Source organism: Vibrio sp. YT-17, from assembly GCF_033337375.1.
Lineage (GTDB): Bacteria > Pseudomonadota > Gammaproteobacteria > Enterobacterales > Vibrionaceae > Vibrio > Vibrio alginolyticus.
On sequence record NZ_JAWOQP010000004.1, the window covers coordinates 53,308 to 79,601 of the forward strand.

Genomic DNA, 26,294 nt, shown 5'->3' on the forward strand with positions numbered 1-26,294 from the left:
AAGAGCGGCATCCCACCGCGTCTTAAATCTTTGCTAGCGAACCGATGCACTTGTAAAACATAAATGCACCGGATAAATCAAAAGGGGAGAAGGACTCCCCCAAAAGATGATTAACCTAGAGTAACGATAACTTCGTTTACTGAACCTTCCGCTTGAACTGGTACAGATGCACCATTTACAGCTTCACCGTTCACGGTAATCGACTTAACGCCTTTGCTTACTGAGTCTGGGTTAACGACTTTGATGTTGTACGTTGCTCCTAGCCATTGGCGAGTCACTTCGAAACCAGGCCAGTTCGTTGGGATACATGGATCGATAGTTAGGCCATCGAAGCCTGTACGCACACCAAGAATAAAGTTGGTAACAGCGAAGTAAGCCCAGCCTGACGTACCTGTTAACCATGGGTGGTTTGCACGACCGTGGTCTTGGTGGTCACGACCCATGATGAACTGAACGTATGAGTATGGTTCTGCAATACGTTTTTCGATGATGTCGTTCTGGTTGTATGGGTTTAGCGCATCGTAGAACTTCATTGCACGATCACCACGACCCAGTTTCGCTTCAGCTACCCAAGCCCATGGGTTTGGATGCGAGAATATCGCACCGTTCTCTTTTACGCCTTGGTAAACACGAGTTACGAAGCCGATATCATCATTCGGTGTTGCAAAAGATGGTGAGTTTAGGTGAAGGCCGTATTCAGAGAACAGGTTCTCATCGACAGCGTCCATCGCTTTTTCGCCGCGCTCTTGAGATACCGCACCAGAAAGTACCGCAAGTGTGTTTGACTCTAGGTGTACTCGGCCTTCCGCTTGTTGCGCAGTACCGATCTTGTCGCCATTCTTCGTCAGACCACGGATGTACCAACCGCCTTCGTCATCCCAAAGGTGGGTTTCACACGCTTCACGAACGTTTGCTGCCATCACCGTGTATTTTTCAACGTCGGCTTGTTTACCTAGGTATTTCGCTAGGTCGATGAACTCCTGCAGTGCCCAGAAATGTAGGAACGACACCATTGACGATTCGCCGCCACCTAGGTTCAGACAGTCGTTCCAGTCTGCACGCAGACCTTTACAGATACCGGTTTGACCTACGTATTCAGCCGAGAAGTCTAGCGCGGCTTTCATGTGGTCATAAACCGTTGCATCGCCACCGTCGGCGTAAGGGATCACTTCGTCGAAGAAGCTGTGCTCACCGGTTTCCATCACGTACTTACAGATGGTTGGAACTAGCCATAGATGGTCATCGGAACAAGTGTCTTCGATGCCGTGAATTTTGTCTTCATCAGAAGGTGTTGGAACTACGGTTGGAGACTTCGATGGTTTAACATCAGCTTTTTCTGGATCAAACCAATCTGGATCGAATAGGTGTAGACCGTAGCCCGCTTTTACTTGGCCACGCAGTAGGTCAACGATACGTTTGCGCGTCATTGCTGGGTTAGCGTGAGGAACTGAGATTGCATCTTGCGCTGTATCGCGGTAACCAAGACCAGTACGGCCTCCCACCTCGATGAATGAAGCAAAGCGAGACCACACCACACACGTTTCCGCTTGGTATAACGTCCAAGCGTTGATCATGGTATCTAGACCTTCGTTTGGTGATTTCACTTGGAACTTGCCACAACGCTCATCCCAGTGTGCTTTGATACCCGCAAATGCGTTGTCGACTTCTGCAAGGTCTTGGTACTTAGCACGCAGACGCTCTCCGTTGCCTTTACCGATACCGAGAATGTAAGCAAAGCGAACTTCTTCACCCGGCTGAATAGTAAATTGCTTATGCAAAGAGCCACAGTGGTTGTAACAAGTTTGCGCTGTATTGAAACACTTACCTTGTTCTACCGCTAACGGGTTTGCTTCGTCACGGTATAGGCCTAGGAAGCTGTCACGTTGGCCGTCGTATGAATCTGGGGCAAATGTTGAAGCTAGGTAGTAGAAGCCTTCGAAATCGTTGGTGTTGTAGTACAGGTCGTACTCTATCACGCCTTCGTTGTAAGCCGTACCTGCCGAGTACAGAGACATCTGATGGTTTTGGTTATCAGATTGAATGTGGCTGAATGAGAACTCAACAAATGAGAATGCACTGATCGTACGTGGTTTGTCAGAGGTGTTTTTAATCACTACATCCCAGATTTCAGCGTCTTCGCCTTTTGGCACGAACAGAGTTTTTGTTGCGGTAATACCGCTGTATTCACATTTGAACTTAGAGTAAGACAAGCCGTGACGAACTTCGTAGTTTGCTTCGTCTAGGCTCTTCGCAACTGGTTGCCAAGAGATTGACCAGTAATCACCTGTCTCATCATCACGCAAGTAAACGTAGTGTCCTGGGCGATCGAATGTCGCATTTGGACGGAATTTAGTAACACGGTTGTATTCTGGAGAGTTGTAGAACGAGTAGCCACCCGCGTTGTGCGAGATAACCGTACAGAACTTCTCAGTACCTAGGTAGTTGGTCCATGGTGCTGGTACGTCAGGGCGAGTGATGACGTATTCGCGATTCTCGTTATCGAAATAGCCGTATTTCATTTGTGTCTTTCCTTTTTACGAAGCTGCATCAGCAGCCAAAATTTAAAAACTCTTCAAGCGTGATGTTTCGACATCAGTTTTGTATTACTTCCACGGTTTACGGTAATTCACTCCCTGCAAATCAAGCAGAGGTAGATGGCCTTTCAAGCGTGATAAATAGTCGGTCCAATCTCGGTGTTGTTTGTCTGTCCAACATGCTTCTGCCATTGCAGTTAAACGAGGGAAGATCATGTAGTCCATGCGAGGTTGGTTATTGATAATTTCGCACCATAATGCTGTTTGAATGCCCCAAATGCGCTTACGTATTGGGTCGTCAGCAGGCACTTCAGCGAGCGGCTCGTAGTTGTAAGCTTTTTCTAGTGGCAGTGGGTTTGCCCAGTCCACGCCCGGTTCTTCAGGTGCGTAGTCTTGGGTCATATCTAGGTAAGTGGTTTGTGCTGGTTGCAGCACCACATCAAAGCCTTGGCGAGCACAGTTCAAGGCCGCTTCTTCGCTTAGCCATGAGTAGATCACCGTATCTTTACTGACTTTGTCGCCGTGTTGAGCTTCTTCCCAGCCCAGCATGCGTTTGCCCAATTTACGAAGTTTGTCTTCGGCATAACGCAAGAAGTGTCCTTGCAAATCTTTGTAGTCGCTGTAACCCAGTTGTTCCATTAGTGCTTGGCATGCTGGGCTTTTTGACCATACGCCGTTAGGTACTTCGTCGGCACCAATATGAACGTAAGGCGCAGGAAAAAGCGCAGAGACTTCTTCTAGCACTTTGTCGATAAATTCATAGCTCCCCGGCAGAGCTGGGTTAATGACGTTGTCGTTGTAATGCTGAATACTGCGGTATTCGGTGGTATCTTCCGCTTCTACCAATAGGTGTGGTAACGACTTGATGGCGGCTCGGCAATGACCAGGTACATCAATTTCAGGAATGATGGTGATGCCGCGTTGCGATGCAAATTCGATAACGTCTTTGATGTCTTCTTGTGTGTAGAAGCCGCCGTAACGTTCATCAAAGTGCGTGTACTGTGGTTCATTGATCTCATCCAATCCGCGCCAAGCACCAATATCGGTCAGTTGAGGCAGTGATTTGATTTCAATTCGCCACCCCTCATCGTCGGTAAGATGCCAATGGAACGTATTGAACTTGTAATGAGCCAGTTGGTTGATCAAGCGTTTGACTTGCTTAACGGAGTGAAAATGACGAGCACAATCCAGCATCATACCGCGGTAACGAAAACGTGGCCTGTCCTTGATTGAACAGCAAACTACTTCCATTGAGTTAGGTTGATCGCCAACTTTGATTAGTTGTAATAACGTTGCACAAGCATGGGTAAAACCAGACGAAGATCCTGCTTCAATTTTGATTGACTCTTCGGCTACTTTCAGTTTGTAAGCGCCTTCATCCAAGGTTGGGTTGCCTTTGAAGATGATCTGACTGCCATTGTCTGATGCGAACTCAAATTGGTGAATGCGCTTAAGCTCATCAAGTAGCCATTCTTTAGCTGAATTGGCCAGGCTTGAATAAACCGCGACGCCAGCATGATGATCAAAGCTAAAATAGTGATCGCTGACCTCAATATGGTTTGGTTTTGGCAGCAAGGGCTGTGCATGGGTTAAACTTGCAGGAATCTCACTGCGTTCACGGTATGGTGAAGCTAATACGATAGGCGTGACATCCACTTGTGCGCGCTGTGGGTTTCCATCAACGACAAAGTTGATCATCGCTTCGTTAAAGCCATCCGAGTAATAACGGAATGGGTTCGAACCAATACTGAATTCACAGTAATAGTGATGGTTGGCAGCCAGTACCACCCCTTCTGGCTTAAGTGTGCAAAAACTACCAATTTGAGTCAGTTGACCATTTGAAACGCTGTCTGGAAGAATGTAACGATCGAAAGCGAAAGTTAAGCTCCAGCTGTTTAGGTCTTGGTCGCTCAAGTTATGAAAGGTGAGGCCAAAGCGGCAGTTTTGTTTCTGCTCAGAAAGGACCACGAGATCAACACGATATTCCATATCTACTCCTACGCCGCACTGAGCGAGTAAAGGTTATGTTCTGGTTTGCCAGCAAACATAATTGCGCCTTCAATCGCGTCAAACTGTGGCTCAACAATCCATTGCTGAACTGGTGGTGAGAGCCAACGTAAAATGCGTTCAGCAATGCTACCCATTAAACAAATACGTGTTGCGCCGCGCTTGTTTAATGCCACGAGAAACATTTCTATATCCGCTGCGGTTTGCTTCAGTATTTCAATGGCCAGTGCATCGCCTTGTTCCGCATGTTGGAAAATAGCCGGAGAAAACTGCCCATAATCACGAGGAAGCGCCTGTTTTGACCACGCCACCACGTTGTCGACCTCATTTTCGAAATGCGTCATAAAGTGTTGTGCTAGGGGCGTTTTTTCTCTGATGCCATCTTCAGCTAACAAAACTTGCTGAACTAGGCGTAGCCCCATCACTGCGCCGCCACCTTGATCCGAAATAGGGAACTCACGACCACCGACAACGTGTTGCTCCAATCCTTTAAGGTAGATGCCACAAGAACCGGTTCCCGCAATCATGATTGCGCCATCTTCGCCATTGTGCGCACCAACGCACGCACCGTAAGCATCGGTATTCAGAGTTATACTGGCAAATGGATGAGGAAGAGACATGAAGGCTTGCCAAGATGCTTTGTGCTCTGCGCCAGCAAGGGCTAAGCCGACGTGCATCGACGCGAAATCTTGTTGTGTTAGACCGCCTTGCTCGGTAGCCGAAGTGATGGATTCAAGAATCGAAGCCATTGCTATTTCAGCACCTAGCATGATGTTGGCACTGCCGCTTTTGGCCTCGCCAAGAAAATTACCTTGTGAATCTTTAATCCTGGCTCGACATGACGTGCCGCCACCATCGATACCGACAAAATACATTCCCATGATTATTCTTCCTTCATATTTTTAGAGGTCGCCAACTGAGAAACATGCTGAGCTTGACTCATTATCGCGAGTAAGTACCAAGCGCCATGCGGGATCCATTGTTCGCCCCAGCGCCAGTTTTGTAACACGTCTTCTTTTTGTGCTGGTGGGTTAAATGCAATGTCTTCCTCGTCTTCAAAGCCGCCAGTGATTCCGTTACACACGCCACCTTTTGCGTTGAAGAAACCATATTGAGGGAGGTAATCAGGGTTGTTACGACCATGGCCATCTAGCATGCACATGTCGTATGGGTTTAAGCCTACAACCCAGTTCAATGCATCTTGAGCAAACACAGAAAGTTGTTGCTGTACTTCTTGCGACGCTATATGCGGTTGAGCAAGGTACGCCATGGTCGCGAGTGAGCCCAGTCGAGCATTCTCGCCTTGCCACCAATAGCCGGATTCATTGTTGTGTGCGACAAAAAATGCCTCGCGTTTTGACTCATTTACGCCTTTAACATATTGGCGAGGGTAACCGAATGGGTTGATCACTTTATTCGATATTGTGATCTCAAACTCACACGCTAGGTTGACGATACGTTTTACCGATTCCGCTCGTGCTGAGTCGTCTTCAATTGATAGATATTCGCATAGGGCAATAACTGGTAGACCAGCTTCGGCTGCGTGAAAATATGGACGGCTGCCGTCTTGGTTTGCTGACCAAAAGTGTTGAATCTGCTCGTCGCTCATTTGGCGTGCAACTAAACGTTGCGCCCACAAACGGCTCTCTTCCAAGTAGCGAGTTTCTTTGGTTGCTTTAAACAGTTCTACACAAGCCAGTAGCGCACAGTATTCGTCGATAATGTTTTCTTCCCCATCATTGAGGTACTGCGTATTGTGCTCTTTTAAGTGCCAGTAACCATTTTCGGCAGCGTTGCGGTATTTTTGTTGATCGTATTCACCGTGAACACTTAAACGCGACGCTGCCGCTAGCGCTGCAATGGCGACACCGCCACCTTGTCGAAAGCCTGCTTGATAGTCGTCAAATTTGTGACCAAGTTGAGTTTCGTACGCGCAAATCTCGCGTTGCGCAGTATCTTTGCTCCACTTGTCAAAGACCGTCATGTAGAAAAAGCCTTTTTCGTTTTGCATACGCACAAGAAAGTCTGCACCGAACAGGGCTTCTTCAATCAGACGTGTACGTGTGAAAGCTGCAATGTCTTCGCTTCCTTCAAGCAATGAAACCCCTTTTAGGATGTTCCAAACCACCATTGGGGTTTGTTGAGGATTCAAATAATTCGCGTATGAAAGGTGACTTAAATACTTGCTAACGTCTCCTGATGCGTCGTACCAGCCGCCGTGTACATCAACCTTTTTATTGGAGTTTAGTACTGGAAGTTGTCGATCTTGTTTATCGAAGATCCCGCCGCAACGTTGCGATTTGAAGTAGTGGATCACATCTGACAAAGTTTGATCCAACAGAATGTGTTCGCCAACGATGAAAGAGGAAGAGCGCGTATCTTCTACTTGCAAGAAATAGTCACCTGACGTTGTGAAAGAGGAAAAGTCGATGAGGTAGAAATAGCCCTGATGCCAGTTCGCCACTTTACCTTGTTCTTCAACCGCAAAAGTTGCCACGGTTTGCTCGCTAGTGGCACAAATCAATTGAGCAGTGTAAGAAGACAAGTGTGGTTGTTCGGTCTGGATAATGGCTTTCTTTGGGCCCAGACGTTCATAACCAATGTGGTTAGTCAGTAGCAGCATTCAATGTCTCCGGGAAACGATAAAAACAGGAATGGGTCAGGCTGAACCTGACCCTCGTTATGTTTAATCTTCAAATAAGTAACAGCGGACAAAGTGGTTGTCGGACAGTTGAGTGACGCCCGGTAGTCGTTCGCGACATTTGTCGGTAGCGTGTACACAACGTCCAGCAAATGGACAGCCGACAGATTCTGGTGTCCAAAGTGGGATTTCCCCTTTGTTGCCTTTCAGTTTCTCGTGAATAGACTTCGATGGATCTGGAACCGCAGATACCAACAGTTGCGTATATGGGTGTTGAGGATCGTGAATGATTTCTTCAGTATCGCCCCATTCAACCATGTGACCTACGTACATGACCGCGAGATCTTCAGCAATGTAACGCGCTGTTGCGATGTCGTGAGTGATGTAAAGCAGAGACATTTGTTTCTCGAACTTCATCTCTTCCATCAAGTTCAGAACACCGGCACGGATTGATACATCGAGCATCGATGTTGGCTCATCCGCCAATACCACTTCAGCACCAACTGCGATGTTACGAGCTAGGTTTACACGTTGACGCTGACCGCCAGATAGCTGGTGCGGGAACTTTTGCGCCGTTTCTTTTGGTGGAATAAGACCAACTTGTTCAAGTAGGTCGTACACACGCTCTTCCAGTTCTTTCTTGTTGCCCGGTGCTACTTTCTTATGAATCAGCAGCGGGCGCGCAATATGGTGGAAGATATTGTGCGTTGGGTTTAGCGAGCCAAACGGGTCTTGCCACACCATTTGTACACCTTCACGGTAGGTCATTAAATCGTGACGAGAGGTGATGTCTTGGATATCACGACCTTTGTATTCAATGATGCCATCGGTTGGTGCGTACATTTTTGCAATCATTTTTGCAGTAGTAGACTTACCTGAACCAGATTCACCTACCACTGACAAGCCGCGGCTCTTGTACATTTTGAAAGAGACGTCGTTGATTGCGCGCATCTTAGATTGTTTGATTGAGTTACTGTTTAAAGGGAAGTCCTTAACGACATTTTTACCCTCAATCAGCAGTTCGCCGAATTGTTTGCTCATAATTCTCTCCAGTGTAATTTTTGTTCTTAGCTAGCGTTTTTTTGTTGTTAAACCTTAGCTTGAGCAATGGTGTCGCCGTACAAATGGCAATTTGAGAGGCGACCTGGTTCAATTTGACGTAATTGGGTTGGTACACGTGTACATGCTTCATGTACGCGATCGCAACGAGCTTGGAAGCGGCAGCCCCGTGGTACTTCTAGCAAGTTCAACGGGTTACCTGGAATACCAGTCAATTTGGTCTTTGGTCCAGTTAGTGGAGGGAAAGAGCTACCCAAACCTTTGGTGTAAGGGTGGTAAGGACTTTCCAGAATTTGCTTAGAAGGCGCGACTTCAATCAACTCACCTGAGTACATGATGCCGATACGATCCGAGAACTCGACCATCAATGACAAGTCATGTGTGATGAACAGAATTGAGAAACCAAACTCTTCTTTAAGCGCGTAAATTTTTTGTAGAATTTCACGTTGAACCACTACATCCAATGCGGTAGTCGGTTCGTCCATGATGATCATTTTTGGGTTCAGAGCCAAAGCGATTGCGATTACTAGACGTTGACGCATACCACCAGAGAACTGGTGCGGGTAATCACTCAATCGGCTAGGGTGGATATCAACGATTTCCAGCAGACCTTCAGCGCGTGTTTTTGCTTGAGCGCGAGTCATATTGGTATGACGCATGATGACGTCACAGAACTGCTCTTCCATGGTTAGAACAGGGTTCAAAGCGTTCATCGCACTCTGGAATACCATCGACATTTCACTCCAGCGGAACGCTTGCATGCGATCATCGCTGTACTGAAGGATATCTTCACCGTTGAAGATCACCTCACCACCTGTGATAAACGCTGGTGGCTTATGAAGGCGCATTAGTGAGAAGGCAACAGTGGACTTACCACAGCCAGATTCACCAGCCAGACCGAATACTTCACCGGGTGCAATGTCGAAGCTCACGTTGTTACAGGCGCGGACATCGCCCGCGTCTGTGATGTAGTCTACGCATAGGTTACGGATGGAAATTAGTGGTGCAGTCATGATTATTTATCTCCGCTCCATAGTGCATTTTGTGGTGCCAGTTCAGGCTCACGCTCTTTCTTGTCTTTTGCTGCTAGTTTTTTCCAGCGTTTCATGCCTTTGTGAGAACGAAGTTGAGGGTTCGCAATTTCGTCAACGGCAAAGTTCAACAGAGCAAGACCAGTAACCAGTAATGTTAGGGCAATACAAGGTGCTAGTACTTCCCACCATGCGCCAATCAGCATGGCTGATGAGGTTTGCACGTTGTAAAGCATGATGCCCCAACTGATCGTGTTGGCATCACCCAAACCTAGGAACGAAATGACCGCTTCAGTGTTGATCGCCAGCATTACTGAGCCAATGAAGCTCGCACCGACAATTGGGATAAGGTTTGGTAAAATCTCAACAAAGATGATGCGGAATGAAGACTCTCCCAATACTTCGGCGGCTTTAACGAACTCTTTCTCGCGTAGTGCCATAGTTTGAGAGCGGACAACACGTGCACCCCATGCCCAAGAAGTACCAGCGATAATCAAGGCAATAGTGAGTGGGCCTGCTTCACCGATAAAGGCCGCCAACACGAATAGCAATGGATACTGCGGAATTACTAACATGATGTTCATCGCGGCACTCAATACGTCATCCACTTTGCCGCCGAAGTAACCTGCCGATATACCAATGACTGTTGCTAAGAAGCACACGATGATGCCAGCGCCAAAGCCTACACCCAGTGATACTCGTGCACCGTAAGCCACTTGCGACCAGATATCGCGACCCATTCGGCTAGTACCTAATACGTGGTCGGCCTTTTTAGACATAATCAGTGTACGACGATCGTCTGCTAGGTTTTTAGCAACCCAACCATCAGGGTTGTTTTGTGCCTGTTTTACAACAAAGCTTGGGTATTCGTGTGGGTTACCGGTTCGCTTGTCTGGCGCATGCTTTGTAAGTAAAGGAGCGGCAATCGCAACGAACACGAACAGCGTAACAATGCCAAGACCAATGCGAGCAAATGCGTTACCTAAAATAAGTTTGAATAGTTCTTTCATGATTATTTGCCTCCCGTACGTAGGCGAGGGTCTAGAATCATGTACAGCATGTCAGCCATTAAGTTGAAGCACAGCATGAACATCGTCATGATAATTAACTGACCTTGAAGTACTTGGTAGTCACGAGCGTGAATTGCGTTCAATAGAACAGTACCTAGGCCTGGGTAGTTGAAAATCATCTCGATGATTAATTGACCACCGATGGCCATACCTAAAGACATAGACAGTGCGGTAACACTTGGAAGTAGTGCGTTACGTGCGGCGTAATTAAAGACGACGCGGTTTTCACTCAGCCCTTTACCTTTAGCCATCGTGATATAGTCTTCGGCGAGAAGGTTGATCATGTTGTTACGCATGTTAACTAGGAAGCCACCAATTTGAACGATGGTTGCACAGAATAGAGGTAGTACAGCGTGGTAACCCACGTTCTTGATGAACTCCCAGCTTGTCCAATCAGGAATAGTACCTGGCGTGTAAGCATAGCCAGATGGGAACCATTTCAGGCCAATCGCAAAGGTAAACAGTGCTAACATTGCGATAACCATTTGTGGAATCGCTTGAATGATCAATGTGCCAGGCGTTACGAATGCATCGTACTTACTACCGCGCTTCCAGGCGGCAAAAATACCAAGGACAGAAGCGATGGAGAAAGAAAGTACAACCGCAGTACCAGCTAGAAATAGTGACCAGCCAAATGCACTACCTAGTAAAGAATTAACTGAAAGAGGGTAGAACTGGATTGATGTACCTAGCTCCCAACTTAGAATGTTTTTAATGTACGAGAAGTACTGAATGTAAATTGGCCCATCAACGAAACCGAGCAGTTCTTTCATTGCTGCGATTCGTTCTGGAGTCACCTGTACTGAAGCATTAGCAAACATCATGGTAACTGGGTCACCAGGCATTGCTCGCGGAATAATAAAGTTTAACGTCGCTGCAACTAAGAGCGCGACAAGATAGAACGACAAACGTCTTAAAAAATAACCCATAACTCACACCTTACTCACCCAGATTTTTTCCCTGTTTCTGGTTTCAGGTCGCTCCTAGCGAAATTTAGAGCGAAAAATCCCCTGACGACGAGCGCCACATATTGGTTTCGTTAACAAGGGATTTTTATAGGCGGCACACGGGATGCATGCCGCTTGAAATGAACTTCTACTTATTTAACTGGTTTTAGGTCCAGTACGTGAAGTAGACGCTCTGGGATACCTGCCCAAATGTTTGGACGGCCCTTAGGGTTTTCTTCGTTCCACCAACCAGTGAAGCGAGTTGTGTTGTATTGGTACATGTACGCGCCAGATAGCACAGGAATAGTTACTTGGTCCTGAGCAATGATCTTCTGAATGCCATGAGCGATCTCTAGCTGTTCTTGCTTATCTGCTGTCTTGTAGAAGCTGTTAAGAAGACCGTCTAGCTTATCGTTCTTGTAGAAGTGCATTGCAAAGCGAGGCATGCCGTCACCAGCTTGTAGCTTCGAGTTGTAGCCACTATCCCAGTACAAGTGTGGATCTGCACCGTGGAAGTAGTTGGTGTAAGCAACGTCGTAAGTACCTTCTAGCATAGCTTGGTTGTATACCGAGAAGTCCGGTGTACGAGCACGAGCTTTAATGCCCACTTCTGCTAGTTGCTCAACGGCTAGTTGTACCGTGTTGTTGAAGTCAGTCCAACCGTTTGGTGATTGAATTAGAAGCTCGAAAGACTTGCCAGATGGTGTATCCACAAAGCCATCTTTGTTTACATCTTTGAAGCCAGCTTTAGCTAGAAGCTTTTTCGCACCTTCCGCGTTGTATGTGTTGTAGCCTTTGTACTTGTTGTGCGTCTCTTCATCAGACCAAGCTTCGAATGCGTAGCCAAGGCCAGATGCGAAGTCGTTCACTGTACCGCCGCCGTAGAAAGCGATATCAATGATAGTTTGACGGTCTAGCGCCATAGAGAACGCACGACGGAAGTCAACGTTAGTTAGTGCTTCGTTTTTCGCAGCGTCTGGGTTTTTGAAGTTCACTACAAATGCTTGAGTACCCGCTGGTGGGTACCAGTAGTGGTGATTCGGACTTGCTGCAGCGTACGTACGGTCGATGTCTGGTACGAATGAAGACGTCCAGTCCATTTCGCCGTTAACGATTTTGCCCAAGAATTGGTCGTTGTTCGCGATTTGTGGCACACGCAGACAATCTACATCTAGGTTGTCAGCATCCCAATAATTCGGGTTCTCACACTGGATATATAGCTGCGGTGTGAAAGTGTCGATTTCAGTAAATGGACCACTGCCTACTGGATTTTCGTTTGTGAATGTTGCTGGATCTTTTACTTTGCTCCATACGTGCTTAGGTACGACTGGTACTTTCGCAATTTCGTAAGGAACGTTTGAGTTTGCTTCGCTTAGACGGAATTTAACTTGGTAGTCGTTAACTTTTTCTACGCCAGTCACCCAAGAGTTGATACCAGATTGGTCTAGCTCTGGCTTCTCTTTAACTAGGTTGAAAGAATAAACAACATCATCAGCGGTAAACGCTTTGCCATCAGACCATTTTACGCCCTTACGGATATCGAAGGTTACGCTCATCAGGTCATCAGCCATGGTAAAGTTTTCTGCTAGACGAAATACAGGCGTGTTACCGTGCATTTCGTTAAAAACAACGAGCGGCTCGTAAATAAAGTCGGTTGTTGTGTGCAGGTTAGTTGCACCCAAGAAAGGGTTAAAGTTACGAACGAAAGTTGTAAACTCTTTAGGGTGGATAGTCAGTTCACTGCGTTCAGCCGCAGTAGCTACCGATGCAAAACCTGTAGTAGCCGTTGCAATAATTGCTGTTGCTAGTGCTGTTTTTTTAATATTGGCAAGCATAGCTGTTCCTTACTATTTGCTTTCATTTCACTAAATGGAATTGAATGTCATCAATTGATAAACACTCTCTAAGACCTACCTCTTGTACATGCCTTACTCATTACAACATTGAGTTTCGCCAAGAGTGGCCTGTAGGCCTTAGGCAGGAGTAAGAAAACACCTTATCCATAAAATAATCAAACTTGATTCCCGTTAAAAACGTTAAAATCTCTGAGCTCTCCGTTATAAACGTTATTTTGGCTAATTTTAACCAGCATTGGGCCAAAAAATAAACGTTGATATGCGTCGCAGTTTATATCCTTGTTAATAATAAGTGTTGGTGATTACTAACCTGCTGGTCCTTTTTAAATATACGTTTCCTGCTTGTTTTCTAGGTTCGGAGATCTCGCTCACATGCAGAAATGGTGTTAATTAATCAGCTAAAAATTAATCTGCCGTTCTGTTGTGATTAAGTTCGCAATCTCTATCAATAGTTCGTCAAAATCCGCTTGTTATCTGAAAAATGGCCTTTTTTATCGACAGTTTTCTTCCGTTTGTTGTCCTTTTTTTATTGTATGAATGAAGTTTTTTCGGTTGCTCGAACTTACCTAGTTAAGACAAGTTAAATGGATAAGGTCGTACGTTTTGAAGACCAACAATAGATAGCGTTGTCTAACCGAATGTTCGTTATTGGAAATATGTTAATGGGGTAGGAAGAGGCGGTCTCTTTTATCTCAAGGAAGGGAATACTCGAATAACAAAAAAGCCCAGCATGCACGCTGGGCTAGTTTTTTTGATAAATATTAGCTGGTCAATAGTCGCTGTAGTTTATCTCGTTGTGCTTCTATGTATGCTCTCTCGGGGCTCTGTTCTTTGCAGTGTTCGAGAATGAACTCTATCGAGCTTAGCACCGTTCTCCAACGTGGTGTTTTGGGTAATGTTTCTATACGCATGTATTTATCTAAGGTGCGTGTTTGTAAAGTACTTCGGTCTAGATAAACGCGCCACAAGCCACTTTGCTCTGCAAATGCGAATTTACTTTCACCCGTTACAGATTCCCAATACTCTAAAGCATGTGTCATTGCGTCGACTAGAACTTCCCGCATAAGTTCTTGCTTGTCCTTTTTATTACCGAGTGCTTTGTCTGCAAGGCGCGTAAATTCTCCGCCAAGCTCTTTTAGCTTTTGCAATTGGTCTTTGTCACCATCAAATGCATAACTTGAAAGCACTTCTACGGCGGTTTCTAGATTATGTATGCGAGCGGCACTGGCTCCACCGCCGACATTAAAGATGTACATGATATCTAACCCTGAACCTTCAGGGAGCTTAAGAATGTCTGCTTCGATGTTCTGACGAATATCTTCAATATAGATATCAATCTTGCCACAGTAATGAGGTTGTTTGACGGTTAGATATTTAGGGGCAATCAGCTCATCAGCAGATGAGCGCTTTAGCTGTTCTAAGCTGCGCTTGAATAGCTTACAAGCAGCTTCGTTAGCAAAGCGAATACGCTTGTCTTCACGTAGACAGATGATAGCTTCAGGAGCCGATTCTAGCTGTTCCAACAAACGACCTTGAGTCTCAAGTAAGCTTGCTTCAACGACTGCTCGCTGTCTAAGTTCAGACTCTAGCACTTTGTTTTCCATATGGCGCATTTCTGCTTTACTTGCCGTTAAATGCGCTTGGATACGTGCCGCCAACTCTTGTTTATTAAATGGTTTCGATAAATAGTCGTTGGCTCCTGCTTCAAAACCTCTTACACGATCTTCTGTTTGACTGAGTGCGGTGAGCATAATGATTGGCAACTCGGCATGATCATAGGTTTCACGTAGTTCACTACAAACTTGGTAGCCGCTCATGCCTGGCATCATGATATCCAATAACAGAAGTTCCGGCTTCTCTTGCTCGACGAGCGCTAACGTTTCTGGCCCATCGGAGACGGTACGCACACGATAGCCCTCTAAACGTAAAAAGCTTTCAAGCACGCGTAAGTTTACTGGTTCATCGTCAGCAACATACAGTAACGGGCCGTCTGGGTTCTCTGGAAGTGATAAGTCTTCGCTGTTCTCTACATTAACTTCAGGAATTTGGAAGTGCCCGTGCGCAGCTAGAGTCTGGGTTGCTTGGATTTCTTCTTCACTGGCGAGCGGTAAAGTGAAACTGAAGGTAGTTCCGACCATTGGTTGGCTACTGACGTATAACGAGCCTCCCATTAATTCGATCAATTGCCGGCTAATGGAGAGCCCAAGCCCTGCACCTTGACGATAACGGCTCGCGTCTTGCCCTGCTTGGATAAGTGGTTCAAAAATATGCTCAAGTTGTTCTGCGGGAATTCCTTGTCCAGTATCCACGACTTGTACGCGTACATGATCATCTACCACATTAGCGGAGATAACAATTTTACCTTCTGAGGTGTATTTAATCGCATTGCCAATCAGGTTATATAGCACTTGTTCAAGGCGTTGCGGGTCAGCTGATACTGCTTTTAAATCCGCTGGGACTTGGTTGATGATGCGGATGGTTTTACTTCCGAGTAAATGGCTAGAAAGCTCTAAAACCAATCGTGTTGCACTGCCCAAACTCACTGCTGATTTCTGGATATCCATGCTTCCATAACGCATTTTATGATAATCCAACAAGTCATCGACTAGATTAGCGAGACGCTGACCACTTTTAATGATGATATCAAGCTGATATTTCTGGCTAGCGGGGATCGTACCATTGGCGCCGGACGCTAAGGTTTCAGCAATCCCGACCATGCCGTGTAACGGTGTACGAAGTTCATGAGAAGTCGTGGCTAAGAATTCATCTTTTAATTTATCGGCCAATTGCAGTTCTTCATTCTGTTTTTGAATGATCTGTATGTTGCTTTCTAGTTCTTCATTTTGCTTCTTAATGGTTTGAATCTTCTCTCGAATAGAGCGTTGCATTCGTTCAAAGCTTAACGCAAGCCGACCAATTTCATCTTTACGAACCGTATTAAAAGACGTGTCATCAAGATCCCCTGCAGAGACCTTTTCGGCAACCCAAGTCAATTTCAGCAACGGAGAAGTGATAAAGTTTGATAAATAGTGAGAAGCGATCACCACAAGGATAATGGCGATCAACATAGCGATAACGAATAGTTTTTCGAGTTGATGGATACGAGCGAAAGCTTCGTTTTCTGGTAACTGTACGACGAGCGCCCAAATCACACCACGAGTTTCAATCGGTGCATAAGCCGCGATGATTTCTTCACCTAAGCCGTTCGTGTAAGTGCCGACACCAAACGCACCAGAGAGTGCTTTATCGATCACTTCTAAACTGTTCTTAATGTCGTCTTGTTTCGTGTTAATTGTGCGAGGTTGGTGATCATTTCCAACCAGCAGGGTGTTAATGGATGACTCTCGATTAGCGTCTGCGGCTAACTTAGTGATGCCATTATTTGGCAAGCGGAACATGGCATAGCTGTGTAGATAACCTTGCTGAACAATTGGTGCACCTAGCCAAGCGACTGATTTCCCCCCTTCCAGCTCGAAGTCAGACACAATCACAGGAGTGTAGTCTTCGTTTACTTTTCGACGTTCAGTCACATCATCGGCGAGACGCTTGAAAGTTTTGCCAAGTGCCGAGTCTTTGTAGGGGCCTGATAACAAGTTCGTTCCGTAGTTATCGTCTTTGTTGATCGAGTAGGTGACGTTACCATTGATGTCGACCAGCAAAATGTCATTAAAATCAGAGCGCTTGAGGAGCTCCAAGTAGGCCCAATGATAGCGTTTATGCAAAAGCCGGTAACGTTCACTTCCTACATAGTTGGATGACTCGGGTAACGTTGAGGTTTTGATTTGGTCTCCGCTGCCCTTGATGTAGCGCTGTTGGGCGTTTTTACGAGACTCTTCAATATCATTGCCTAAACGACTAAAAGCATTGACGAGACCGTAGAATCGGCCACCACTGGCGTAAGCCAACTCTGAGCGCACAAAGCCCATGACTTCGGTTTCTCGTGCCTCAAAGTAGTCGATGATTTGCTGCTGTTTTGTATCTCGAACAGACAGTAAGTGCGAGGTGCTTTGTTCTTGCAGATCTTTACTGTGGGACTGCAAGAAAAAGATCGCAGTAATGGTAAGAGGTGTGATACTGAGCACCAGAAATGCGGTCATCAGTGTACTCTGAAGGCGCTTAAATTTCTGTTTTTTGTAGAATTTAAACATGGATAAGATTACAACTCATAATGGGCAGTTCTAAAACATACTTCGCTGCCGAGGTTCTCGTTAAAAACGGATAAGATGTTCAACTAGATAGAATTAACAAAATTAACGAGTTTTTTTTCTTTGACAAGAAAGTTAGTTGTAAAGCGTGCAGGGTGACGCAGTTTTTCTTATGAGTGTTGAATTTATGAGAAAAAATCGCGCAGGTTTGTGCCTGCGCGGGGGAAGTTATGATTTTTTCGCGTAGTAGATAGAAAATTTATTGGTCTTATTTAGCGTCTCGCAATTATTAAACGCCCGCTCGATAATTGGTGGGTATTTTAAGAAGCTATTCGCGACAATCACCATTTCACCGTCTTTGGTTAGATATTGTGGTGCCTGGCCCAACAAGGTTTCCGCTGCGTTGTAATTTGTGTCTAAACCACTGTGGAATGGCGGGTTGCTGACGATAAAGCGGTAGTCTTTTGCGGTATCCGAGTATATATCTGATGCAAATACGCGTCCGGATAAACCATTCGCTTCTAATGTGGCTTGGCTAGAAGTGATCGCATAAGCATTAATGTCACACATCTCAATCGCGATCTCTGGATTCGCTTTCGCCATAAACGCACCGAGCACACCTGCACCACAACCAAAGTCGAGCACTTTGCCCGACAGCTTAGGTAAGGTTTCAAGCAGCAATCGGCTACCTAAGTCGAACTCGCCATGGCTGAATACGCCAGGTAGGCTCTTAACCGCTAGCGACTGCTCACCGAGTGTAACAGTGTAAGACTTAAACCAATCTGCTTGGTTGAAAGGTTTTGGTTCATTGAGGCAATTACCCCAGTAAAATGAGCAGCGACGAGCAGAGTCGTACTTGTTCACAGGGCCGTATTCTTGGAACATCTTCTCGATGCTCTTGATGCCGGAGCGGTTTTCACCAACGATGACGATTTCGGTGTTAATGCCCAGTTTCGCCATCAACATCGCCAGCAAGTATTCTGCTTCGGCTTTTGCTTTTGGCCAGTATAAAAGGACCATGTCTGCTTTTGTTTCAACATCAAACACAGAGCCAAAATGACTTTTCACTTTGTCAGAGGTTTGAATTTGGCGGTAGTAGCTATAGTTGGAAGTAAACACTTCAACAGACTCACAATGAGCTACTAACTCAAGAGGAAATAGGTCTTCAACTTCACCAGCGACTAAAACGTGTTTTCCGTTGAAGTATTCAAGTTGGCGCTGAGCTATTTGGCTAGGAGCGATATAAGCAGACATAAATTTGGTTCATCAGAAATAATTTGGGGCAGATTTTCGCACAATCTGCCCCAAGCTTGAAGTGATTAAGCGGTGACTAGCTGTTGTCTTGTTGGTTAAGGAAGTCTTTGAATTCTTCCTCGTAGATATTAAACAGTACCATGGTCACGGCAAAAATAAGTGGGCCGTAGATAAGACCAATCAAACCAAACAGATGCAGACCACCCAGTAATGAGAAGAAAATCATAAGGGTATTCATGCCAGCGCTGCCTTGCATTAGCAACGGGCGCAATAGGTTATCTATAGAGCCAACGACAACTACACTCCACACCGTCAAAAAGATAGCCCAAGTCATATCGCCTGTTAAGAACAAGTACGCTGCTGCAGGAATCCAGATTAGCGCGGTTCCTACCACTGGAATGAATGATGCAAAGCCCATCATCGTTCCCCAAAATAGCCCAGGGAAGCCGGCGAGCCACATACCGATGCCGCCAGCCAAACCTTGAGCAATCGCCGTCATGAATGAGCCCATTACGGCTGATTTAGAAACTTGCTCTATCTCTGTCAATATTCGGTCTTCTTGGCTACGTGAAAGTGGCAGAATATGACGAATCGCAGAGATAATTTTGTCGTGGTCACGAAGCAGAAAAAACAACACAAACAGCATTAGGAAGAAGTTCATTAGGAAGTTGGTTGCGTCTCCTAAAATCTTTGCGCTAATAGCAACTAAGTTAGAGCCAAACGATGTGGCAAATTGCCCAATTTTCTCAGCGATGGCTTTGGGCTCGATTTTATCAAAAGGTAAGTACTCATTAACAATCGCTAAGCCTTTGATAACGAAAGGATGTTGGAATATATCTTGGATACCACCATTGGTAACCCAATTATATGTATTTTGTGAGAAAACAGAGCCTTGCTGAACAATGGCGGCAAACACAAATAAAAGCGGGATAACAATAATAAACGTCAAAACGACACATGACAGCAGTGCCGCCATATTGGGGTGCTTGGGAATTTTCTGCTCAAACCATTCGTGTATCGGAAACATGAGCAAAGAAATGATAAAAGCCATCACAATTGAGTTGATATATGGCTCAACCAATAAGTAGCAAGCAAAAGCAGCGGCGAGTAAAGCAACCATTAGTACTCGGTGACTCGACGTTATTTTTACATTATTTGGCATGGTATTAGTCCAACTTACAGGTGACGTTTACGGTTTATGCCTTCAATGATGGCGTGTAACCTTTATTACTTTGCACTCTTAACTCTTTCAAGCTTATGACAATGCCGAATTAGAGCAGGGCGATGTACCTTGCTATAATGACTACAAATCAGTCGGTTATCAATCAAGAGATGAGCTATGGGTTGTTGCAACGGTGATAAAAAGTGTCAAACCGAGAAAAAAGCTAAGCGAATACCGTGGTTTGGCATTGTCGTTGGGGTATTAGCGATATTGGTTATTTTGAATTGGCAATAAAAAAGGACCGTTACGGTCCTTTTCTAAATGCGTTATCGCCGTTTTTAGCGATTACTTCGCTTCTTCTGCAAGAACAGCAAAACAGCGGTCAGCAGCTTCTAGTGTGGCATCAATCTCTTTTGAACCATGAGCGAGTGAAGTAAAGCTCGCTTCAAACGCAGATGGCGCAAGGTAGACACCGTGTTTTAGCATTAAGTGGAAGAAACGCTTGAAGCGTTCTATATCGCACTTCGTTACGTCTTCGTAGCAAGTTACTTTTTCTTGGTCAGTGAAGAAGAAGCCGAACATACCGCCCACTTGGTTAACAACTAGCGGAATACCGTGTTTTTCTGCTAGAGACTTAAAACCTTCAGCAAGTTGTTTCGTTTTAGAAGCTAGGCGCTTTTCGTTGCCTTCTTCTTTTAGAAGGTTCAAACATGCGTAGCCTGCTGCCATTGCGACAGGGTTACCGGAAAGGGTACCAGCTTGGTAAACTGGGCCTGTAGGTGCAACGTATTGCATCACTTCTTTACGGCCACCGAAAGCACCTACTGGCATACCGCCACCAATCACTTTACCCAGTGTCGTTAGGTCGGGTTTGATGTTGTAGTGTGCTTGCGCGCCGCCTAGAGCAACACGGAAGCCTGTCATTACTTCATCAAAAATTAGTAGCGCGCCTTCTTGATCACAGATGTCACGTAGCCCTTCGTGGAAGCCTTCCACTGGTGGAATACAGTTCATGTTGCCTGCTACTGGCTCAACGATGATACAAGCAATTTCGCCTTTGTTAGCAGCAAATAGCTCGCGTACAGAATCTAGGTCGTTGAATGTTGCTGTTAGCGTGTGCTTAGCAAAATCTGCAGGAACGCCAGGAGAGCTTGGTTGGCCTAGAGTTAGTGCACCAGAACCTGCTTTTACTAGCAAGCTGTCAGCATGGCCGTGGTAACAACCTTCAAATTTCATGATCTTGTCGCGACCGGTGAAGCCACGTGCAAGGCGAATCGCGCTCATCGTAGCTTCAGTACCAGAACTTACCATGCGGATTTGCTCCATTGATGGAACAAGCTCAGAAACTAATTCTGCCATCGCGATTTCAAGTTCTGTTGGCGCACCGAAGCTAAGACCGCGTTGCGCTGCATCAATTACTGCTTCGCGGATAACTGCGTGGTTGTGGCCAAGAATCATTGGACCCCAAGAGCCAACGTAATCAATATACGCTTTACCATCGGCATCAAAAATCAGTGGACCGTCTGCTCGTTCGATAAATAGCGGAGAACCGCCAACGCCGTTGAATGCACGAACTGGTGAATTGACACCGCCAGGGATGGTTTGCTGAGCTTTTTGATACAGCTCTGATGATTTGGTCATGGGGTTATCCTCTTTTGATTGCTCGGACCAAGTGGAGCGCATTGTACCTAGCTATAATCAAGTTAGAAACGTTTTGCTTAATTTATGTGTTGTTTCGCAGTGTAATCTTATATATCCGCATCTGTTATAAAGAATCGGCGGCGAATACTTGAACGAGTTTGTCAGGTATTGGATAATCGTCTTAATTAGCACAAATTTGACGTCTTGCTTCAGGCTTGACGCATTACACGAGTGAGAGAGGTCTTCGTGAGCGAAGTAAACGTACCATTATCTTTTTCTGACGCAGCAGCATCTCGCGTTAAAGCATTGATTGCTGAAGAAGAAAACCCAGCATTGAAACTGCGCGTATACATTACTGGCGGCGGCTGCAGCGGCTTCCAATACGGCTTTACTTTTGATGAAAATGTAAACGAAGGCGATACGACAATCGTAAACAGTGGTGTAACACTGGTTGTAGACCCTATGAGTCTGCAATATCTCGTAGGCGGTATTGTTGACTACACAGAAGGGTTGGAAGGAGCGCGCTTCTTCGTAAATAACCCCAATGCAACGACAACATGTGGTTGTGGTGCATCGTTCAGTGTGTAATTAACACCTAACAGGCAGCTAATGGCTGCCTGTGCTTTATGTAGAAGGATGTCACGTAAAGCGCACGCTCGCAGATATGCAGAGAAATAATAAAAAGGACTTTATATGTCTGGACTTTCTTTTGGACGCCGAATTGTCGAGCGCCCTTGGCTAGTATCTCTTATCCTCGTCTTACTTCTTATTGCATGGCTAACCATCGGCCAACTCAAAGCACAAGATGATCATCCTAACTCTTCAACATCCACGAACACGACACCACTTGCAAAGGTGATGTTTGATACTTTTCTTGCCGAACCTACCAGTAAAACCATTGAATTGTATGGACGAACAGCGCCCAATCGTCAAGCGCGTCTTGGCGCCGAAGTTGCCGGTAAAATAGTCAGTCTTAACATAAAGAAAGGCCAAGCGGTCAAACAGGGACAAGTGATCGCAAACATCGATAAGCGCGACCTTGGCATTCAACTTAAACGGGCCCAGGCGATGCTGTTGGTTAAAGAAAAAGAGTTTAATGCAGCTAAATCGCTAAAAAGTCGAGGACTGCAAGGTGAGGTTGCGTTTGCGACAGCGCAAGCAGCGTTGGTAGATGCACGTGCGAATTTGAGTAACGTGCAAACGGCTTTAAGAAATACTGAGGTTAAAGCGCCATTTGATGGCATCGTAGATCACCACTTTGTTGAGTTAGGTGATTTTGTCGGGATTGGCGATCCTATTGCGACGGTCATTGATTTGGATACTTTAGTGATTGAAGCCGATGTCAGTGAACGGCATATACAATACCTTAAGGAAGGCCTAGAAGCCGACGTAAGAACCATTAACCAACAGCATCATCAAGGTCGTGTACGCTACATTGGACGTGTTTCTTCTGCTTCTACTAATACGTTTCCAATTGAAATCGAAATTGATAATCAAGACGCAAGAATTCCTGCTGGTATGAGCGCAGAAGTACAGCTGCCTTTGAGTGAAGTGTTGGCAGTAAAGATTACGGCTGCCATGTTAGCACTCGATGAAGAAGGTAACTTAGGTGTCAAGACACTGCGTAATGAGCATGTTGAGTTTGTTCCAATTCAACTCGTTAAGGCCGAGGATGATGGTGTGTGGCTCTCTGGGTTAGGAGAGCGTGTAGACATTATCGTGCTGGGACAAGGTTTTGTGCGAGATGGTGATCAAGTACTGGCCAATAAAGTTGATGACGTAGTTATTGAAGCGGCTAATGAGCAGTAAGGAGCACCTATGTACACTCTGATTGATGCTGCGTTATCTCGCGCTCGCACTATGCTGACATTGTTGGTGATGATATTAATTGCAGGTGTCATTACTTACGTCACAATCCCCAAGGAATCGAGCCCTGATATTACCATTCCGATCATTTATGTTTCTGTTGGACATCAAGGCATTTCTCCTGTCGATGCCGAGCGTTTATTGGTTCGTCCAATAGAGCAAGAGCTGCGCTCTATTGAAGGCGTAAAAGAGATGACCTCTGTGGCATCAGAAGGTCATGCTTCGGTGACGCTGGAGTTTAGTGTCGGAGTGGATCTTGATAAAGCGATGGCAGATGTGCGTGATGCGGTTGATCTTGCAAAGCCAAAATTACCAGAGGACAGTGATGAGCCGACGGTAAACGAAGTCACGTTTGCATCTGAAGAGCCTGTTTTGACTGTTGTTCTATATGGCACCGTACCAGAGCGGACCATTGTACAGATTGCCAGAACGCTACGTGATCGTTTGGAGAGTTTCCGTCAGGTTCTTGAAGTTGAAATCGCAGGGGATCGCGAAGACATCGTGGAGATAGTTGTCGATCCGCTATTGATGGAAAGCTACGGTCTCGATCAAGCGGACATCTATAATTTAATTGCCTTGAATAACCGAGTTGTGGCTGCGGGGTTTGTCGATACTGGGTATGGACGCTTTTCGGTAAAAGTCCCATCGGTTTTTGATTCACTGAAAGATGTGCTTGAACTACCGATCAAGGTGAATGGCAAAGAGGTGATCACTTTTGGCGATGTGGCGACAGTACGACGTGCATTTCGCGATCCTGAAAGTTTTGCTCGTTTAGATGGCGAATCTGCCATCGTTTTGGACGTAAAAAAACGGGCAGGGGAAAACATCATTGAAACGGTTGAGCTGGTAAAAGAAGTACTGGCTCTGGGACAGAAGCGCGCCGAGTGGCCCGACAATTTGCAAGTTAAATATACTTGGGATCAATCCGACGATGTCAAATTGATGCTCAGTGATCTACAAAACAATATCTTATCCGCAATTATCCTCGTAGTTATCGTCATTATTGCCATATTGGGGGTTAGGACCGCGCTTCTCGTGGGGATTTCTATTCCAGGATCGTTCTTGACTGGGTTGTTGGTGTTATCGGTATTTGGGCTGACGGTCAATATCGTCGTACTGTTTGCTTTAATTATGGCGGTAGGCATGTTGGTGGATGGTGCCATTGTGGTGACAGAGTTTGCAGATCGGCGCATGCAAGAAGGAACGCCACGTAAAGAAGCCTATCGAGATGCAGCAAAGCGAATGGCCTGGCCTATTACCGCATCCACAGCAACCACATTGGCTGCGTTTGCTCCGTTACTTTTCTGGCCAGACATCACTGGTGAGTTCATGAAGTACTTACCACTTACTTTAATTGCTACCTTGGCCGCTTCGCTGATGATGGCTTTATTGTTCGTTCCTGTCATCGGTGGGATCATTGGCAAGCCTCAAGTAGTCAATCAGAAAGCTCAGCGAGAAATGGTGGAGCTGCATAACGGCAACTTTGAAAAAGCGACTGGCATTACCAAGCTTTATTACCAGACTCTGTCGGTAGCGATTCGTCATCCATGGAAAGTCTTACTCAGCGCGATACTGCTAGCGGCAGGTGTCGGCTTCACTTACAACAAAGCTGGCTTGGGTGCAGAGTTTTTCCCTGAGGTGGACCCTGCCTTTTTTACCGTTAAAGTTCGTTCTTATGGTGACCTGTCTATTCACGAAAAAGATGTTGTTATGCGCGAAATCGAGAAGGTGATGCTCGGTCATGACGAGTTTGAAAGTGTCTACACGCGCACAGGATCGAGCGATAATGGGGACGAGATTGGCCAGATTCAAATAACGCCTGTGGATTGGCAGTATCGACGCAAAGTGAAAACCATTATTGAGGAACTAAAAGAGACGACAGACCGCTTTTATGGTGTTGAACTTGAGTATAAATTCCCGGACGCAGGGCCGCCTGTCGAGCATGATCTCGTGATTGAAGTGTCATCACGAAATTTGAGTGTTAGTGCGTTAGATGAAGCAGCCAAAAAAGTACGACATTGGGCTGATGGTAATCCTGCACTGACCAACTTGAGTGATACCACTAATAAGGAAGGGATTGATTGGCAAATTGATATCCAGCGAGATGACGCCTCTCGCTTTGCAGCGGATGCTACTTTAGTCGGGAATACCGTCCAGTTTGTTACGAACGGCTTGAAAATAGGCGATTATTTGCCCGATGATGCGGATGAAGAAGTCGATATTTTGGTGCGCTATCCGCAAGATAAGCGCGACATAGGTCGATTTGATCAGCTGAGAGTGAAAACGGCAGCTGGTCTAGTACCGATTACGAATTTTGCTCAAATCAAACCAGATCATAAGCAAGACACTATTCGTCGGGTCGACGGTCATCGAGTTATCAATATTAAAGCGGATATGGTGGAAGGTTACAATTTGGCGCTTGAGTTACCTAAGATTGCCGCTGGAATGGAACAGCTCGACTTACCAGAAGGCATTGAATATAAGATTCGGGGTCAAAATGAAGAGCAGGAAAACTCATCAGCATTCTTGCAAAATGCTTTTATTGTCGCGCTTGGTGTGATGGCTTTGATTTTAATTACGCAGTTTAATAGCTTTTATCAAGCTTTCTTAATCCTTAGTGCAGTGCTGTTTTCTACCGTTGGTGTCTTCGCTGGGTTACTTATTTTCCAAAAGCCATTTGGCATCATTATGTCGGGAATTGGAGTGATTGCGTTGGCTGGTATCGTGGTAAACAACAATATTGTTTTAATCGATACTTATAATCAGATGCGTAAACGTGGCTTAGAAAAATCTGAGGCTATTTTGCGTACGGGTGTGCAGCGTTTAAGACCCGTTTTACTTACGACGGTGACCACCATATTAGGCTTATTGCCAATGGTGTTAGAAATGAACATCGACTTAGTTAATCAGAAAGTGGAGTTTGGCGCACCAAGCACTCAATGGTGGTCTCAGCTTGCGACCGCTGTCGCGGGTGGTTTGGCGTTTGCGACTTTGCTAACGTTAGTTCTGACACCGTGTTTGCTTATGCTCGGGAGAGAGCATCACTTCGAACAGTAAGCTTTATCGTGATGATATCGACAA

The 26,294-nt window shown here is 45.7% G+C and carries 16 protein-coding genes; 3 read left to right on the forward strand and 13 right to left on the reverse strand.

Annotated elements, in window-relative coordinates; genetic code table 11:
- Positions 1-110: 110 nt before the first annotated feature.
- From R7F67_RS05410 to hemL, 13 genes are all read right to left on the reverse strand, one after another.
- Positions 111-2,519: a GH36-type glycosyl hydrolase domain-containing protein gene (locus tag R7F67_RS05410; RefSeq protein ID WP_193838121.1), complete on the reverse strand. Its 2,409-nt coding sequence runs from the start codon at positions 2,517-2,519 to the stop codon at positions 111-113.
- An 84-nt stretch (positions 2,520-2,603) separates the two neighbouring features.
- The gene (locus R7F67_RS05415) at positions 2,604-4,523 is read right to left on the reverse strand and encodes a beta-N-acetylhexosaminidase (protein ID WP_005380048.1); all 1,920 of its coding nucleotides are present in this window, start codon (positions 4,521-4,523) and stop codon (positions 2,604-2,606) included.
- 8 nt (positions 4,524-4,531) lie between these two features.
- The gene (locus tag R7F67_RS05420; RefSeq protein ID WP_017635903.1) at positions 4,532-5,422 is read right to left on the reverse strand and encodes an N-acetylglucosamine kinase; all 891 of its coding nucleotides are present in this window, start codon (positions 5,420-5,422) and stop codon (positions 4,532-4,534) included.
- Positions 5,423-5,424: 2 nt separating this feature from the next.
- Positions 5,425-7,164: a glycoside hydrolase family 9 protein gene (locus tag R7F67_RS05425; RefSeq protein WP_017635902.1), complete on the reverse strand. Its 1,740-nt coding sequence runs from the start codon at positions 7,162-7,164 to the stop codon at positions 5,425-5,427.
- Between the two features lie 63 nt (positions 7,165-7,227).
- Positions 7,228-8,223: an ABC transporter ATP-binding protein gene (locus R7F67_RS05430; protein WP_005380041.1), complete on the reverse strand. Its 996-nt coding sequence runs from the start codon at positions 8,221-8,223 to the stop codon at positions 7,228-7,230.
- 47 nt (positions 8,224-8,270) lie between these two features.
- Positions 8,271-9,254 carry an ABC transporter ATP-binding protein gene (locus R7F67_RS05435; RefSeq protein WP_005380040.1) on the reverse strand — a complete coding sequence of 328 codons (984 nt, stop codon included), beginning with the start codon at positions 9,252-9,254 and terminating at the stop codon, positions 8,271-8,273.
- A 2-nt stretch (positions 9,255-9,256) separates the two neighbouring features.
- Positions 9,257-10,282, reverse strand: coding sequence for an ABC transporter permease (locus tag R7F67_RS05440; protein WP_025768199.1), 1,026 nt, complete (start codon positions 10,280-10,282; stop codon positions 9,257-9,259).
- Between the two features lie 2 nt (positions 10,283-10,284).
- Positions 10,285-11,271: an ABC transporter permease gene (locus R7F67_RS05445; RefSeq protein ID WP_005380038.1), complete on the reverse strand. Its 987-nt coding sequence runs from the start codon at positions 11,269-11,271 to the stop codon at positions 10,285-10,287.
- 170 nt (positions 11,272-11,441) lie between these two features.
- The gene (locus tag R7F67_RS05450) at positions 11,442-13,124 is read right to left on the reverse strand and encodes an ABC transporter substrate-binding protein (RefSeq protein WP_005380037.1); all 1,683 of its coding nucleotides are present in this window, start codon (positions 13,122-13,124) and stop codon (positions 11,442-11,444) included.
- 782 nt (positions 13,125-13,906) lie between these two features.
- Positions 13,907-17,293, reverse strand: coding sequence for a response regulator (locus tag R7F67_RS05455; RefSeq protein ID WP_169628517.1), 3,387 nt, complete (start codon positions 17,291-17,293; stop codon positions 13,907-13,909).
- 225 nt (positions 17,294-17,518) lie between these two features.
- On the reverse strand, positions 17,519-18,544 hold the full coding sequence (gene rsmC / locus R7F67_RS05460) for a 16S rRNA (guanine(1207)-N(2))-methyltransferase RsmC (protein ID WP_017820412.1): 1,026 nt from the start codon (positions 18,542-18,544) through the stop codon (positions 17,519-17,521).
- A gap of 76 nt (positions 18,545-18,620) precedes the next feature.
- Positions 18,621-19,706 (reverse strand): AI-2E family transporter, encoded by a 1,086-nt coding sequence (locus R7F67_RS05465; RefSeq protein ID WP_005386541.1) that lies wholly within the window; start codon positions 19,704-19,706, stop codon positions 18,621-18,623.
- Between the two features lie 345 nt (positions 19,707-20,051).
- Entirely contained in the window at positions 20,052-21,347 is a 1,296-nt protein-coding gene (hemL, locus tag R7F67_RS05470) for a glutamate-1-semialdehyde 2,1-aminomutase (RefSeq protein ID WP_053304106.1), read from the reverse strand.
- A 246-nt stretch (positions 21,348-21,593) separates the two neighbouring features.
- Here hemL and erpA point away from each other — a divergent pair, with 246 nt between their 5' ends.
- The 3 genes from erpA (at position 21,594) to vmeK (ending at position 26,270) form a co-directional block, all read left to right on the forward strand.
- Positions 21,594-21,935, forward strand: a complete 342-nt coding sequence (gene erpA / locus R7F67_RS05475; protein ID WP_005380031.1) for an iron-sulfur cluster insertion protein ErpA — start codon at positions 21,594-21,596, stop codon at positions 21,933-21,935.
- 105 nt (positions 21,936-22,040) lie between these two features.
- Complete coding sequence (locus R7F67_RS05480) at positions 22,041-23,156, forward strand: efflux RND transporter periplasmic adaptor subunit (protein ID WP_104979666.1); 1,116 nt, start codon at positions 22,041-22,043, stop codon at positions 23,154-23,156.
- A gap of 9 nt (positions 23,157-23,165) precedes the next feature.
- Positions 23,166-26,270 (forward strand): multidrug efflux RND transporter permease subunit VmeK, encoded by a 3,105-nt coding sequence (gene vmeK, locus R7F67_RS05485; protein ID WP_318057095.1) that lies wholly within the window; start codon positions 23,166-23,168, stop codon positions 26,268-26,270.
- The last annotated feature ends 24 nt before the right edge of the window (positions 26,271-26,294 follow it).

Bases quoted from the DNA above. Each gene is read 5' to 3' on its own strand.
- R7F67_RS05410 (WP_193838121.1), bottom strand. From the start codon at position 2,519: ATGAAATACGGCTATTTCGATAACGAGAATCGCGAATACGTCATCACT.
- R7F67_RS05415 (WP_005380048.1), bottom strand. From the start codon at position 4,523: ATGGAATATCGTGTTGATCTCGTGGTCCTTTCTGAGCAGAAACAAAAC.
- R7F67_RS05420 (WP_017635903.1), bottom strand. From the start codon at position 5,422: ATGGGAATGTATTTTGTCGGTATCGATGGTGGCGGCACGTCATGTCGA.
- R7F67_RS05425 (WP_017635902.1), bottom strand. From the start codon at position 7,164: ATGCTGCTACTGACTAACCACATTGGTTATGAACGTCTGGGCCCAAAG.
- R7F67_RS05430 (WP_005380041.1), bottom strand. From the start codon at position 8,223: ATGAGCAAACAATTCGGCGAACTGCTGATTGAGGGTAAAAATGTCGTT.
- R7F67_RS05435 (WP_005380040.1), bottom strand. From the start codon at position 9,254: ATGACTGCACCACTAATTTCCATCCGTAACCTATGCGTAGACTACATC.
- R7F67_RS05440 (WP_025768199.1), bottom strand. From the start codon at position 10,282: ATGAAAGAACTATTCAAACTTATTTTAGGTAACGCATTTGCTCGCATT.
- R7F67_RS05445 (WP_005380038.1), bottom strand. From the start codon at position 11,271: ATGGGTTATTTTTTAAGACGTTTGTCGTTCTATCTTGTCGCGCTCTTA.
- R7F67_RS05450 (WP_005380037.1), bottom strand. From the start codon at position 13,124: ATGCTTGCCAATATTAAAAAAACAGCACTAGCAACAGCAATTATTGCA.
- R7F67_RS05455 (WP_169628517.1), bottom strand. From the start codon at position 17,293: ATGTTTAAATTCTACAAAAAACAGAAATTTAAGCGCCTTCAGAGTACA.
- rsmC (WP_017820412.1), bottom strand. From the start codon at position 18,544: ATGTCTGCTTATATCGCTCCTAGCCAAATAGCTCAGCGCCAACTTGAA.
- R7F67_RS05465 (WP_005386541.1), bottom strand. From the start codon at position 19,706: ATGCCAAATAATGTAAAAATAACGTCGAGTCACCGAGTACTAATGGTT.
- hemL (WP_053304106.1), bottom strand. From the start codon at position 21,347: ATGACCAAATCATCAGAGCTGTATCAAAAAGCTCAGCAAACCATCCCT.
- R7F67_RS05480 (WP_104979666.1), top strand. From the start codon at position 22,041: ATGTCTGGACTTTCTTTTGGACGCCGAATTGTCGAGCGCCCTTGGCTA.
- vmeK (WP_318057095.1), top strand. From the start codon at position 23,166: ATGTACACTCTGATTGATGCTGCGTTATCTCGCGCTCGCACTATGCTG.